Genomic DNA, 14,525 nt, shown 5'->3' on the forward strand with positions numbered 1-14,525 from the left:
GGCCTTCGGATATGCCGCGCAGCCTGGTGCTGCTGTTTGCCGCCGCCAGCGGCCTGAGTGTGGCGAATGTGTACTACGCACAACCCTTGCTGGACGTGCTGGCACGGGATGTTGGCATCAGCCATGGGGCGGTGGGTGGCGTGGTCACGGCCACGCAGACAGGTTGCGCCCTGGCCTTGCTGCTGCTCGTCCCCCTGGGGGATCTGGTGGATCGCCGCCGCCTGATGGCGGTGCAGCTGCTGGCCTTGATGGCGGCACTGGTGATGGTGAGCGTGTCGCAGTCCGCGCCTCTTCTGCTGGCCAGCATGGCCGCCGTGGGTCTGCTGGGCACGGCGATGACCCAGGGACTGATCGCCTATGCCGCCAGCGCCGCCGCGCCTCATGAGCAAGGGCGCGTCGTGGGTGCGGCGCAGGGCGGGGTGTTCATCGGCTTGCTGCTGGCGCGGGTTTTCGCCGGTGGCGTCAGCGACCTGACGGGCTGGCGGGGCGTTTACGTCAGCGCCGCCTTGCTGATGCTGGTGATCGCGCTGCCACTGTGGCGGCGGCTGCCTCCCCTGTCCCCGGTGCCGAGCACCATGAGTTACCCGAGGCTGATCGCCTCTATGCTGACGCTGCTACGACAGGAAAAGGTGCTGCAAGTGCGCGGCATGCTGGCCTTGTTGATGTTCGGCGCCTTCAACATCTTCTGGAGCGCGCTGGTGTTGCCGTTGAGCGCGCCGCCCTACGGTTTCTCACATACCGTCATCGGTGCATTTGGGTTGGCCGGCGTGGTGGGCGCCCTGGCCGCCGCCCGTGCCGGGCGGTGGGCCGATCGGGGTCACGGCCAGCGCACCAGCGGGGCGGCGCTGGCACTCCTGCTGCTGGCCTGGTGGCCCTTGTTCCTGATGGGGTGGTCGCTTTGGGCGCTGGTGATCGGTATCGTCTTGCTTGATCTGGGCGGGCAGGCGCTGCACGTCACCAACCAGAGCCTGATTTTTCGTGCCCACCCCGAGGCCCATAGCCGGCTGGTCGGCCTCTACATGCTGTTCTATGCGGTGGGCAGCGGGCTCGGGGCGATTGGTACTACCGTCACTTATGCCCATGCCGGCTGGCAGGGCGTGTGCCTGCTTGGTGCGGCGGTGAGCCTGCTGGCGCTGTGTTTCTGGTGGGGGACGCGAAGTGGCATGACGGCGGGGGCGACGCATTCCTGAGGCGTGAAGGGAGGGCAGAATGGGACGAAAAGGCGCGGCTGCCGTATGGCCGCCGCTTAGGTCACATGGGGGGGCGTCGGTATTCGCCGCCTGGGGAGTGCCTCTTTGCCGTCAAGCCTTGCGCAGTGCGTACGAAGGGCTTGACCCCGGCACTCTCCTGTCCCGGCGAGGGGTCAGACGTGGTTGTACATCGCCTCTATCTCGTTCTGGTACTTGGATTCGATGATCTTGCGGCGCAGCTTCATGGTGGGGGTGATCTCCCCCAGCTCCATGGAGAAGGCGCTCGGCAGCAGGGTGAACTTCTTCACCTGCTCGAACTTGGCCAGCTCCTGTTGCAGATCCGCGATGCGAGCCTCGAAGAACTCCACCACCCTGGAGTGGCGCAGCAGCTCGGTCTTGCACTGGTATTGCAGATTGATGGAGCGGGCGTACTCCTCCAGGGACTCGAAGCAGGGGACGATGAGTGCCGACACGAAGTGGCGGGCGTCCGCTATGATGGCGACCTGCTCGATGAAACGGTCCTTGCCGAGGGCTCCCTCCACCAGCTGGGGCGCCACGTACTTGCCGTTGGAGGTCTTCATCAGCTCCTTGAGGCGCTCGGTGAAGTAGATGTTGCCCTCGTCGTCCAGCTCGCCCGCATCCCCGGTGCGCAGGAAGCCATCCGCTGTCATCACCTCGGCCGTGGCCTCTGGCTTGTTGTAGTAGCCACGCATCACGGTCGGTGAGCGCACCAGCAGCTCCTTGTCCTCGCCGAGCTTCACCTCTATGCCATCGAGCGCCGTGCCGATGGAGCCCAGCTTGAACCGAGCGTCTTCGTAGCAGCAGACGGTGGCCGTGGTTTCGGTCATGCCGTAGCCGTACTTGAGATTGAATCCCATGGCCTGGAAGAAGAGGTTGACGTCGTCGGCGAGGCGAGCCCCCGCCACCGGCAGGAAGCGGGTGCGGCCGCCGAAGCGCTCGCGCAGCTTGCGAAACACCAGGCGATCGGCCAGGGCGAGTCGCAGCCGCAGCAGGGGGGAGGGGGACTCACCCGCCTGGCGGGCGGCCAGCCCCTGCCTGCCGACCCGGGTGGCCCAGCCGAACAGGGCACGGCGCAGGCGCGGAGCCTGGGCCACCTTGGCCTGGATCAGGGCATAGGCCTTCTCGTAGAGGCGCGGCACGGCGCACATCAGGGTCGGTTTCACCTCGCCGATCACCTCCATCACTTTCTGGGGATCCCGGATGTAGACGTTCTCGGCGCCGCAGTAGAGCACGTAGTAGCTCCAGGCCCGTTCGAACACATGGCTCAGCGGCAGCATGCACAGCGACACATCCTGTTCACTCACGTCGAGGCGGCGATCATGCATCTCGAAGCAGGCGGCGATGTTGGCAAAATCGAGCATGACCCCCTTGGGCTCCCCCGTGGTACCCGAGGTGTAGATCAGGGTGAACAGGTCATCCATGCGGTACTGCTGCTCGCGCGCTTGCCGTGCCAGCTCGCTGGCCAGGTGATTGCCGGAGACCAGGAAGGCCTGGAAGTGGCTCGCCTGGGGGCAGCCGCGCAGATCGACGTTGCCATCCAGGGTGACTATCTGGCCTATCTCGCCACTCTCGATGAGTTGCAGCGCCTGATCGAACTGGGGCTGCTCGCCGACGAACAGCAGCTTGATGCCGGCGTCTTTGACGATATAACGCAGCTGATCCAGGGTGCTGGTGGGGTAGATGGGCACGCTGACGCCGCGGGCGGCCAGGATGCCGAGATCGGCCTGGGTCCACTCCGGCATGTTGCGGGCATAGATGCCGACCATCTCGGTGGGCTGGTGTCCGGCGCGGATCAGCGCCTGGGCGCAGTAGTCCATGGCCTGGCCCAGGGTGCGCCAGCCGATGGCGCGCCACTGGCCATCCTGTTGCACCCGCAGGGCGGCTTTATTGCCGAGGCGGGCGATGCGTTCGCGAAGCAGATGAACCAAATGAAGCTGCGACATCAATAGATCCTCAATGAGAGCGTCACGCCCGGCAGGGGCGTAAAAAATGGGCTGGAGTGTAAACTCTAATATTACGGCTTACAAGTGTGCGCTGTTTTGTCCGAGATCAGAAAGTGCGGATTTTGCTGCCAAATCAATCAAGATCGGCGATAACAGTGGGAGGTGGTTGGCGGAGGCTGCGTGATGAAACATCTGGCAACATGGTGGGTAGGGGGGCTGGTGCTGCTGCTGGTGGCGGGAGGGCTGGGCTGGTACTGGTGGAGTCAGGAAGCCCAGCGCCGTGGCAACCCCTGGCTCAGGGGCGAGCAGGGGGAGGCGCGGGCCCAGCAGCTCGCCCGGGAGTCCGGCATGGCCATGCTCTATGTGATCGAGGCGGACAAGTGCCGGCGCTGCAAACTGCTCGACAAGGCGCTGTGGCAGGACCCTGCCCTGGCGTCGACCCTGGCGGGGCTGGCCAAGGTGCGCCTCAACCCGAGTGCAGGGGATGGCAGTGAGCGGGTGCTGCGCCGCTTTCCCAAGGTGAAGACGCCTCCCGGCATCTATCTGCAGCAGGCGGGCGGCCCCCTCAAGCCGGTGCAGATAGTGGTGGATATCCAGCAGATCTGGATGCCGGGGGTGACTTATCGACGGGGCTTCTTCATGCCGCTCTCGGCCGCCGGCTTCGAGGCCGTGCTGCGTACCACTCTGGCGCTGAAGGATCCGACGTTTGGCGCCGCGCAGCCCTGAGTTTCTCTGGCTTTCTAGCCGCTTCATGGCCCATGGTCGGCCGCCGGCTTCGAGGCCGTGCTGCGTACTACCCTGGCGCTGGAAGATCCGGCGTTTGGCGCCGCGCAGCCCTGAGTTTCTTTGGCTTTCTAGCCGCTTCATGGCCCATGGTCGGACGCCGGCTTCGAGGCCGTGCTGCATACCACCTTGGCGCTGGAAGAGCCGGCGTTTGGCGCCGCGCAGCCTTGAGCCTCGCGTGGCCGTGGTGCGCAGCTGACGCGCTGGCCCTGGAAGGTCCGGCGTTTGGCGCCGCGCAGCCGTGAGTCGTTCGAGCCGTTAGCCGAAGTCGAACAGGCGCGACATCAGCACGGCATCTTCCCGCTCCGGGCCGCTGCCATAGTAGTCGGCCCGGCGACAATACTCGGCGAATCCCTCGCTCTCGTAGAGGCCGATGGCGGCGGCGTTGCCGGCACGCACCTCGAGGAACCAGGCCTCGGCCCCCTTCGCCTTGCTGCGGGCCAGATATTCCTTGAGCAGCGCCCGTCCCAGCCCCTTGCCCTGAAAGTCAGGATGCACGCAGATGTTCATCAGGGAGCTGTCCCCCGCCACCAGATCCGAGATATAGAAACCGGCAGGGCTATCCTCCACCAGCATCAGGCCGTTGAGGTAGCGCGGCCCGAAGCAGGAGAGCAGGTTGGCCTGACTCCAGGGCTCCTTGTGGGCGGCCTGCTCTATGGGATAGACAAGCTCGAAGTCGGTCTCGAGCAGGGGACGAAAGCGGTGCATGGTCACTCCGGTGACGGCGGGCAGAGATCTCGCCAGCCAAATGTAAAGTTTGGTAAAGATGAGATGGCCGGGCTGCATTGCGGCCCGGGGCCGATCACAATGACTCGGGCGCCTGGTATGCAGGCAGCCGCTGGCGCAGCTGTTGCCACAGGGCCCGCTTGCCGGCCGCATCCGGGCTGAGGGAACAGATCAGGGCCTGGGGCCAGTCAGGATCCGGCTCGGTGAGCCAGAGCAGCGGCGGCGTCGCCTGTTCCGGTATGCCTGGCAGCAGGCTCACCTCATGGGGCGCGATCCCGAGCAGCCGGCAGACGTCATCGAGCAGGGTGGGGGCCGGCAGGGCCTGCGCCCGCACCCAGAGTTTGCCGGCTGGGGGCGCTTGGGTGAGGCTCGCCTCGCTCTCCTTGCCCGCCAGCAGCTGCGGACGTCTGAGCTGCCAGCCCTGGATGCCGATGCGGGCCAGGATGCGCTGGCGAACGGGATCTTGCATAGAGGATGACTCGCTCTTGATCTGGGTTGGGGAAAAGTCTGGGGTGCAGGGTACACTCGAACGCCTTTTTCTGCATCCTCCGCCATACTGTCGTGTCCACCTCGGCCTGAGGGCATGGCTTGGCAAGCAGACCAGAAACAGCCAACATCATCATCAAACCACCCCCGGCTCGCCTGGTCGTCATGGCGTGAACCGGGATTATCCAGATCCCAGCGTCGGAATGCTCTTCTATGCCACTTTCTGTCCACAGCCCCGCCCGTGTCGCGCCCATTCATGAACGCCTGCCCAGCCTGCTGACGGCCCTCGGCGAGGGGCTCTATGAGCGCCAGGACGCCCTGCGGCTCGGACTGCTGGCCGCGCTCTCGGGGGAGAGCGTCTTCCTGCTCGGCCCCCCCGGCATCGCCAAGAGCCTGATCGCGCGGCGCCTCAAGCTGGCCTTCTTTGATGCGCGCCACTTCGAATACCTGATGACCCGCTTCAGCACGCCGGAGGAGGTGTTCGGCCCCCTCTCTATCCAGGCCTTGAAGGAGGAGGGCAAGTACCTGCGCCTGACCGCAGGCTATCTGCCCCAGGCCGAGGTGGTGTTTCTGGACGAGATCTGGAAGGCGGGGCCCGCCATCCTCAACACCCTGCTGACCGCCATCAACGAGCGCCAGTTTCGCAACGGCGACGAGACCCTGCCGATTCCGATGCGCCTGCTGATCAGCGCCTCCAACGAGCTGCCCGCCCCGGACAGCGGGCTGGAGGCGCTCTATGACCGCATGCTGGTGCGGATCTGGATGGACAGGGTGCAGGAAAAATCCAACTTTCAGGCCATGCTGGCCAGCGACGGCGCCAACCCCCGTCAGCTCACGGCCAGCTTGCAGATCCACAGCGAGGAGTACCAGTCGTGGCAGCGCCAGATAGAGCAGGTGACCCTGCCAAACGAGGTGTTCGAGCTCATCTATCGGCTGCGCCAGCGCCTCGATCATCTCGGTGACGAGCCCTGCTATGTCTCGGACAGGCGCTGGAAGAAGGCGGTCAGACTGTGCAAGGCGAGCGCCTTCTTCCATGGCCGCGCCGAGGTGGCGCCCCTGGATCTGCTGCTGCTCAAGGATTGCCTGTGGCACAACGGCGACAGCCGCGCCGCCCTGCTCACCCTGATGGAGGAGTTTGCCCGCCTGCACTGCTACCAGCAGCAGACGCTCATCTCCCGCCACCTGGCCATCACCTCCGCCCTGCAGGCGTTGCAGCAGCAGATGAGCGCCCGGCTGGCCCTCAAGGCGGAGCCCCACAAGGGGATGCTGGGCAAGCGCGGCAAGGGGTGGCGCCTGCCCCTGGATGAGGCCGACAAGCAGGGAGCGCGCGGCCTGCAGATCCAGCTGCACCTGCTCACCCCGGCCCGGCTCAGCCCGGAGGAGCCGGATCTGCTGGTGCAGACCCTGGAGTGCGACAAGGTGGTGCTCGGCCACTGGCAGCAGGGCGATCAGGTGCTGTTCCACCCGGTCGGCAGCAAGACCGGGCTGACCCTGGAGCTGGAGCTGGACGGCGAGCAGCGCCTGCAACTGCTCGACAGTCAGCGCCATCCCATTCCCCTGGTGCTGGTGCGCCGCGCCCCCTTGCCCGGCCTCATCAGCGCCCCCTGGTACAAGGAGCTTGCCAGCCTCAACGAGCAATTGATGGCCCTGCGCACCGATCTGCGTCGCCAGCGCCAGCGCTTCGACGGCCATCAGCCCCACCATTTCCTCGACTCGCACTGGCAGGTGGTGGTCGAGGAGGGCTTCTTCAGCCTGACCCGCGAGCTCGAACAGACGGCGGATCAGCTGGCCCAGTGGCGGGGACGCCTGCCCCTGCTGTGCGGGGAGCCGGGCTGAATGCTCGACATCGGCACCATGAGCACCTTGCTGGCCGTCTCGGAGGGGGAGATGGTGTCAGAGATGGTGGTGGCCCTGCTGGCCAGCACCCAGATATCCCGCTTCATCCGGTTGGGCAAGTCCCAGGGCCGCGCCCTCAAGCAGAGGCTGCAGCGCTGGCGCCATCAGGTGAGCGACACCATAGCTCATACCCCGGTGCCCCCCGTACTGGAGCAGGAGTTCCTGCTCTATCAGCACTGTCTCTCCCTCTCCCTGCCCCGGCTGGTGGCCGAGTTGCCGGCCCTGCTCAGCGCCCTGGAGCGGGGCAGCGACTTCGCCGATGAGGGGCGCCAGCTGGCCCATCAGCTGGTGGATCACCCGGTCGAAGGGACCCGGCGCCTGCTGCTCGAACGGTGGCGCGCCAGCCTGGTGGGGGCCCTGCTGCGCTTGCAGCAGCAACTGGCCGAGGCACAGCGGCTCAAGTTGCAACAGGAGCTGGAGGATCAGATAGGGGCCAGCGAGGAGCTCGAGCAGGTGCTGGATCCCCAGCGGCGCACGGCGGGCGGCCTGTGGAACCTGGCCCAGGGGCGCTGGCAGCCCGCCTCCCTGGTGCTGATCCGCCAGTATGCGGCCATGCTGGGCAAGGAGCCCATGTTGCAGGAGATAGCCCAGAGCATGGGACGCAGCCTGCACAGCCAGGAGCAGGAGGCCAGACCCCAGCCGCCCCAGCCCACCCTGATCCAGGAGGCCGTGCTCAGTGACGACGTGCCCGACGATCTGGTGGGCATTCATCAGGGCAGCGATCTGATGCGCATGTTGCCGAGCGAGGCCGTGATGCTGGGGGTCCCCGAGCTGGAGCTGGAGTTCTACCGCCGTTACCTGGAGCGGCGCCTGCTCAGTTACCAGGCCAGGGGCATCCTGCCCAGGCAACAGCTGCTGCCTCGTACCACGGCCCAGGGGGAGCGGGAGCTGCAACCCATGGGGCCGGTGATCGTCTGCATCGATACCTCGGGTTCCATGGGGGGCTATCCCGAGCAGTGTGCCAAGGCCCTGGCCCTGGCGCTGTTGCAGCTGGCCCTGAGCGAGCAGCGGCGCTGCTTCGTGATGCTGTTTTCCACCGATGTGGCCAGCTTCGAGCTGACCGATGCCGACGGCCTCGATGAGGCCCAGCGCTTCCTCGCCATGACCTTCAATGGCGGCACCGATCTGCTGCCCTGCCTGAGTGCGGCCCTGCGCCAGTTGCAGGCCCCGGCCTTCGAGCTGGCGGACGTGCTGGTGATCTCCGATTTCATCGCCCAGCGCCTGCCCGCCTCCCTGGTGGCGCAGATGGACAGCCAGCGCGCCCGGGGCACCCGGTTTCACGCCGTCGCCATGTCCCGTCACGCCAAACCGGCCCTGCTGCGGGTCTTCGACAGAAGCTGGCTGCTGGACTGCGGCCTGCGCGGTCGCCTGCTGCGCCGCTGGCAGCGCAGCTGAGGCCGATGGCTGGAGGGGATCAGGACCGGGGCTGGCACCGATAATCGAGGGCCCGCTCGTTGACCTGCTCCTGATCCAGCAGGGGCTGGCCGCTGGGCTGGGCGATGTGGAATCCCCCCTTGCCCCCGTGCTTGACTCGATACATGGCCTTGTCCGCCCGGGCCAGGGCCGAGCCGAAATCATCCTGGGGGCGGATCTGGGCTATGCCCATGCTCAGCCCGATGCGGGCCTCGCCGTTGGCCAGGGGAAAGGGGGCCGAGATGGCCTGCTGGCAGGCCAGCGCCAGCTGCTGGGTGCGCGGCTCCTGACATGGCCAGGGCAGCAGCAGGATGAATTCATCGCCGCCGAGGCGGCCGATGACCGCCTCTTGCGGACACAGGCTCTTGAGGCGGCGCGCCAGCTCGACCAGCAGCTCGTCGCCGGCTCTGTGGCCCAGGCGGTCATTGACCTGCTTGAAGTCATCGAGATCGATGAAGCAGAGCGCCTGGTGCTCGCCGGGAAACTGGCGCTGCAGGGCGGCGCGATTGAGCAGGTGGGTGAGGGGATCCCGGTGGGCGAGCTGGGCCAGTTGCAGCTCGTACTCCTTCTCGTGGGTGACGTCTATGTGAGACCCCATGACCCGCAGGGGATGGCCGTCGGCGTCCCGCTCCACCACTCGGCCCCGGTCCAGCACCCAGGTCACCTTGCCCTCCTTGGACAGCATGCGGTGCAGCGCCTGATAGAAGGGGGTCTTGCCGCTGAGGTGATCGAAGAAGGCCTGCAGCACCCGCTCCCTGTCTTCCGGGTGCAGGTGATCGCGCCAGGTGTCGAAGTGGGCCTCCAGCTCCTTGGGCTGGTAGCCCAGCATGGCGCCCCAGCGCCGATTGAAGATGATGAGCTTGCCGGTGGGCACATGGTTCTGCCAGATGCACAGGCCAGTGCCGTCACTGGCCGCATCCAGCTTCTCCAGCGCGTCGTCGGCGATGCGCCTCAGCCGCTCGTTCTCCTGTTGCAGCCTGCGATAGGCGACCAGCAGCGTCTCGTAATCCTGGGGTAACTTCTCTGTCACCTGGGTGCCTCTACTTCCAATCCGTGTTGCCTTCACCAAGCTGGAACAAGATGGGTCTCTTTTGACGAGCCGACCAGGGGGATGAGTGGGGCATGCCTGGGCGTCCTGGCGTGCCAACGGGCTGACTATAGAGGAGATGGCTGTTTTTTTCACCATGGGTCAGGGCGAGTCAGGATATGATGAAGGGGCTCAATTCTCCGATTTATCAACGAAATGCCCCAGGAGGCCCGTCATAGGCGCACACCCCGTCTCTCCCTGGTTGCTCTGTCTGTTGCTGGTAGCCCCCCTCGATGTAGGCGCGCGCGATCCGGCCGAGGAGGCCCTGCTCGCCGAGTTCACCGAACTGGAAAACGGTGTTCAGCCCCAGGGGGCGCGCTTGCGCCGGGTCGAGGCGCTGGCGCGGCAGGTAGACCCCGCCAGCTCCCTCCAGGGGCGGCTGGTGCGGCTGCAATGCTGGGCCCTGCCGGCGGAGACCAGCAGTGACTACAGCGCCGCCATCACCTTCGCCAGCAAGGCGCTGCTCCAGGCCCGCCAGGAGGGTGACAGGGTGACGGAGTCGGCCCTGCTCATCTGCCGAGGCTGGCACAACCAGCTGCTGGGGGAGATGGCCCGGGCCCGGCTTGACTATGATCTCGCCCTCTCCCTGGCCAGGGCGGCGGGGGAGCAGCGCCTCGAGGCCGATGCCCTCGGCTATCGCGGCGGCATGCTGGCCTACCAGGGCGGCTTGGCGGCGGGCCTGCGGGATCAGCTGGTGGCCCATGACCTCTATGAGCGACTCGGTCTGGAGCGCGGGCGGCTCAAGCTGATGGGGGAGATAGCGAACACCTACCGGCGCATGGGGGTATTCGATCGGGCGCAGGAGTATTTCAAGGCGCTGGAGCAGGCCTATGAGCAGCAGGGGGACGCGGAAAGCCTGACGGTGATCCGGGCCCAGCTGGCCATCCTCTACACGGAGACGGAGCGCTACGGCGAGGCCCTGACCCTGTTCGAGGAGGCGGCCAACCACTTCAAGGCCAGCGGCGCGCGGATGGACGAGGCCTGGGCCCTGACCGAGGTGGCCCACAGCCTGCTCAAGCTCAATCGACGGGAGGAGGCCAGGGCCAGGTTGCAGCAGGCGGATGCCCTGCTCAGCCGTGATCAGGAGACGGATGCCGCGACCCTGGGGCAGTGGCGGCTGGTGATGGGCCTGCTGGAGGAGGCCCGGGGGGATCTCGATCGGGCGCTCTACTTCCTGGCGCTGGCGGAGCCCATCTTCCGCCAGGAGGATAACCAGCGCTTCCTCGCGACCATCTATCGGGTCCAGTCGCGGATCCTGGAGCGGCAGGGGCAGGCCGATGCCGCCCTCAAGACCCTCAGGCACTATGTGACGATCCAGGAGTCCCTGGAGCATCAGCTCGGCGAGCAGAGATCCATCCAGATGCGCTTCGAATTCGATCTCGCCCGCAAGGAGGCGGAGAACGAGGCGCTCAAGAGCCAGCAGGCGTTGCAGACCCAGCAGCTGGACCGTTTGCAGGAGCGGCGCCACTGGCAGACCCTGGTGACGGTGTTGGGGTTGTTGCTGCTCGGCGGCATAGTGCTCTTTCTGCTGGGCCGCAGTCGCAAGCTGCGGCGCCTCGCCATGACGGACGAGCTGACCGGCATCCACAACCGGCGCCAGATCCAGGCCAAGGGGGAGGCCATGCTGGCCCAGGACCAGCCCTGCTCCCTGCTGCTCATCGACATCGATCACTTCAAGCAGATCAATGACGGCTGGGGCCATCATGCCGGCGATCGGGTGCTGGTGGCGGTGGCGGAGCGGATCGCGGCTGAGCTGCGCAGCCTGGACAGGGTGGGGCGCAACGGCGGCGAGGAGTTTCTGGTGCTGCTGCCCGATACCACGCTGGGGGAGGCGGGGGAGGTGGCGGAGCGGATACGCACCCGGGTGGCCGGGCTCAGGGTCGAGGCGCTGCCGGCGGACCACCCGATCCGGGTCAGCATCGGCTGCGCCGAGTACAGGCCCGGGGAGAGCCTGACCGAGCTGGTGCATCGCGCCGATGAGGCCATGTATCGCGCCAAGGAGACAGGCCGGGATCGGGTCTGCCTGGCCGACTGACTGCCGGGGGCGATCCGGCGCATCCGGGCTGGGTATTTTTCACCCGCACGGGTATAATGCCGCGCAATTTTGCTTTGACTCAGGCGAGAAGACCCATGTAACGCAACGTTCCCGCTTTTTCGCCGGGTTGGCCAGACGCCAGCCTGAGCCTGTCTGTTGCGTACATTGGTGCCGTGAGTCGAATGCGGCATCCCGGATTTATTCCCACGGTGGCCCAAGGCCGCCGCTTAATAGAAGAACGTCGAATTATGTCAGCTGAATTTCTGAGTGAAGTCTCCAAGAGACGCACTTTTGCGATCATCTCGCACCCGGATGCGGGTAAAACCACCATCACCGAAAAGGTCCTGCTGTTCGGACAGGCCATTCAGCGCGCCGGTACCGTCAAGGGCCGTGGCTCGGGCCAGCACGCCAAGTCGGACTGGATGGAGATGGAGAAGCAGCGCGGCATCTCCATCACCACCTCGGTGATGCAGTTCCCCTACGCCGACTGTCTGGTCAACCTGCTCGACACCCCGGGTCACGAGGACTTCTCCGAAGATACCTACCGTACCCTCACGGCGGTCGACTGCTGCCTGATGGTCATCGATGCCGCCAAGGGCGTCGAAGATCGGACCCGCAAGCTGATGGAAGTGACTCGGCTGCGGGACACCCCCATCCTCACCTTCATGAACAAGCTGGACCGCGAAGTGCGCGATCCCATGGAGGTGATGGACGAGGTGGAGCGCGAGCTCAACATCATGTGTGCCCCCATCACCTGGCCCATCGGCTGCGGCAAATCCTTCAAGGGGGTCTACCACCTCTACAAGGACGAGACCTATCTGTACCAGAGCGGTCAGGGCCACACCATCCAGGAGAAGCGGGTGGTCAAGGGGCTGAACAACCCGGAACTGGACGCGGCCATCGGTGCAGATCTGGCGGCCCAGCTGCGGGGCGAATTGGAGCTGGTGCAGGGCGCCTCTCCCGAGTTCGACCACGAGGCCTTCATCGCCGGCGAGATGACCCCGGTCTTCTTCGGGACCGCGCTTGGCAACTTCGGCGTCGACCACATGCTGGATGGCCTGACCGACTGGGCGCCGGCCCCCATGCCGCGCAAGGCCGAGAGCCGCGAAGTGGTGGCGACCGAGGAGAAGTTCTCCGGCTTCGTGTTCAAGATCCAGGCGAACATGGATCCGAAACACCGCGACCGCATCGCCTTTATGCGCATCGTGTCAGGCACCTACTCCAAGGGCATGAAGATGCGCCACGTGCGTCTGGGCAAGGATGTGAACATCTCCGATGCCGTCACCTTCATGGCCGGTGATCGGGAGCAGGCGGTCGAGGCCTGCGCCGGCGACATCATAGGCCTGCACAACCACGGCACCATCCAGATCGGCGACACCTTTACCCAGGGTGAGGATCTGAAATTCACCGGCATCCCGAACTTCGCACCGGAACTGTTCCGCCGCATCCGCCTGCGTGATCCGCTCAAGCAGAAGCAGCTGCTCAAGGGGTTGGTGCAGCTCTCCGAAGAGGGGGCCGTGCAGGTGTTCCGCCCGCTCATCAGCAACGACCTCATCGTCGGCGCGGTCGGTGTGCTGCAGTTCGACGTGGTGGTCTCGCGCCTCAAGAGCGAATACAACGTCGAGGCCATCTACGAGGCGGTCAACGTCGCCACCGCCCGCTGGGTGGAAGGGACGGACGTGAAGAAGTTCGAGGAGTTCAAGCGCAAGAACGAGGTCAACCTGGCCCTGGATGGCGGTGACAACCTCACCTATATCGCGCCGACCATGGTCAACCTGCGCCTCTCCCAGGAGCGTCACCCGGACGTCCAGTTCCGTCAGACCCGCGAGCACTGATATAAGACGCGCACGCACTCTGCAAAAACTGATATAAGAGAAGGCCCGACGGGCCTTCTTTTTTTGCCCGCGTTTGACTTTCGGATCAGGAGATCACCATGCTTGGACGCATTACCCACCTCTTCCCGCTCTGGGCCTTGCTGTTTTCAGTGCTGGCCTATTGGCAGCCCGCGCTGTTCGTCGACCTCAAGACCCAGATAGTGCCCCTGCTCACCATCATCATGCTGGCCATGGGGCTGACCCTCAAACCCCAGCACTTCCTCGACGTGGTCAACAACAAGAAGGCCATCGGGCTGGGTCTGGTGCTGCAGTTCAGCGTGATGCCGCTGGCGGCCCTGCTTGTCAGCCTGCTGCTGGGTTTCGATGCCGAACTGACCGTGGGCATGGTGCTGGTGGGCAGCGTCGCCGGGGGCACCTCCTCCAACGTGATGTGCTATCTGGCCAAGGGGGACGTGGCCCTCTCCATCACCATGACGGCCCTCTCCACCCTGCTGGGGGTGCTCGTCACGCCGCTGCTGGTGCAGCTGCTGGCGGGCAAGAGCGTCGATGTGCCCGTGCTGGACATGCTGCTGAGCCTGGTGAAGATAGTGCTGGTGCCCGTGGTCATCGGCGTGCTGGTCAATGTCTGGCTGCACACCCTGACCTCTAGGCTCGAACCCGTGCTGCCCCTGGTCTCCATGGTGGCCATAGTGCTGATCATCGCCACAGTGGTGGCCCTCAACGCCGGCCAGTTTGCCGCCATCGGCCCCATAGTGGCGCTGGCGGTGATCCTGCACAACGGCATCGGCATTGCGGCGGGCTACTGGGTCAGCCGCTGGCTCGGCTTCGAGGAGCGCATCTGCCGCACCGTCGCCTTCGAGGTGGGGCTGCAGAATTCCGGGCTGGCCACGGCGCTGGCCATGAAATTCTTCACCCCGGCCTCCGCGGTGGCGGGCACCCTGTTCTCGGTCTGGCACAACCTGTCCGGCTCCCTGCTGGCGGGCTTCTGGGCCAGGCGGCCACTGCTTCTCGCCGAGCGGGAACGCGGGGAAGGGGTCAAGGATCACTGAGGCCAGCCCAGGCGCCATGCAAGAGACCCCGCTGCGGCGGGGTCTCTTTTTGTCCGTCTCC

The 14,525-nt window shown here is 65.7% G+C and carries 11 protein-coding genes; 7 read left to right on the plus strand and 4 right to left on the minus strand.

Annotated elements, in window-relative coordinates; all coding sequences use genetic code 11:
* The first annotated feature begins 11 nt into the window (after positions 1–11).
* On the plus strand, positions 12–1,190 hold the full coding sequence (locus tag ACW5W4_RS01970; RefSeq protein WP_456688220.1) for an MFS transporter: 1,179 nt from the start codon (positions 12–14) through the stop codon (positions 1,188–1,190).
* 173 nt (positions 1,191–1,363) lie between these two features.
* Here the strand turns inward: ACW5W4_RS01970 and ACW5W4_RS01975 are convergent, their stop codons facing one another.
* The gene (locus tag ACW5W4_RS01975; RefSeq protein ID WP_456688221.1) at positions 1,364–3,154 is read right to left on the minus strand and encodes an AMP-dependent synthetase/ligase; all 1,791 of its coding nucleotides are present in this window, start codon (positions 3,152–3,154) and stop codon (positions 1,364–1,366) included.
* A gap of 183 nt (positions 3,155–3,337) precedes the next feature.
* Between ACW5W4_RS01975 and ACW5W4_RS01980 the strand changes: the two genes are divergently transcribed.
* A complete protein-coding gene (locus ACW5W4_RS01980; RefSeq protein WP_456688349.1) occupies positions 3,338–3,880 on the plus strand; it encodes a hypothetical protein in 543 nt (180 codons plus the stop codon).
* A gap of 315 nt (positions 3,881–4,195) precedes the next feature.
* Here ACW5W4_RS01980 and rimI read toward each other — a convergent pair whose 3' ends face one another.
* Positions 4,196–4,645, minus strand: coding sequence for a ribosomal protein S18-alanine N-acetyltransferase (gene rimI / locus ACW5W4_RS01985; protein WP_408793911.1), 450 nt, complete (start codon positions 4,643–4,645; stop codon positions 4,196–4,198).
* 94 nt (positions 4,646–4,739) lie between these two features.
* Positions 4,740–5,132: a DNA polymerase III subunit psi gene (locus ACW5W4_RS01990; RefSeq protein WP_456688222.1), complete on the minus strand. Its 393-nt coding sequence runs from the start codon at positions 5,130–5,132 to the stop codon at positions 4,740–4,742.
* 230 nt (positions 5,133–5,362) lie between these two features.
* Here ACW5W4_RS01990 and ACW5W4_RS01995 point away from each other — a divergent pair, with 230 nt between their 5' ends.
* Positions 5,363–6,985: an ATPase RavA domain-containing protein gene (locus ACW5W4_RS01995; protein WP_456688223.1), complete on the plus strand. Its 1,623-nt coding sequence runs from the start codon at positions 5,363–5,365 to the stop codon at positions 6,983–6,985.
* Positions 6,986–8,440, plus strand: coding sequence for an ATPase RavA stimulator ViaA (gene viaA / locus ACW5W4_RS02000; protein WP_427261006.1), 1,455 nt, complete (start codon positions 6,986–6,988; stop codon positions 8,438–8,440).
* Positions 8,441–8,459: 19 nt separating this feature from the next.
* On the opposite strand, the gene ACW5W4_RS02005 is transcribed toward viaA, so the two are convergent.
* Positions 8,460–9,488, minus strand: coding sequence for a diguanylate cyclase domain-containing protein (locus ACW5W4_RS02005; RefSeq protein WP_456688224.1), 1,029 nt, complete (start codon positions 9,486–9,488; stop codon positions 8,460–8,462).
* Between the two features lie 271 nt (positions 9,489–9,759).
* On the opposite strand from ACW5W4_RS02005, the gene ACW5W4_RS02010 reads away from it, so the two are divergent.
* The 3 genes from ACW5W4_RS02010 (at position 9,760) to ACW5W4_RS02020 (ending at position 14,464) form a co-directional block, all read left to right on the plus strand.
* Complete coding sequence (locus ACW5W4_RS02010) at positions 9,760–11,580, plus strand: diguanylate cyclase (RefSeq protein WP_456688225.1); 1,821 nt, start codon at positions 9,760–9,762, stop codon at positions 11,578–11,580.
* 245 nt (positions 11,581–11,825) lie between these two features.
* Entirely contained in the window at positions 11,826–13,415 is a 1,590-nt protein-coding gene (gene prfC, locus ACW5W4_RS02015; RefSeq protein WP_456688350.1) for a peptide chain release factor 3, read from the plus strand.
* 98 nt (positions 13,416–13,513) lie between these two features.
* Complete coding sequence (locus ACW5W4_RS02020; RefSeq protein WP_456688226.1) at positions 13,514–14,464, plus strand: bile acid:sodium symporter family protein; 951 nt, start codon at positions 13,514–13,516, stop codon at positions 14,462–14,464.
* Positions 14,465–14,525 lie beyond the last annotated feature (61 nt).

This window comes from Aeromonas crassostreae (assembly GCF_054052445.1).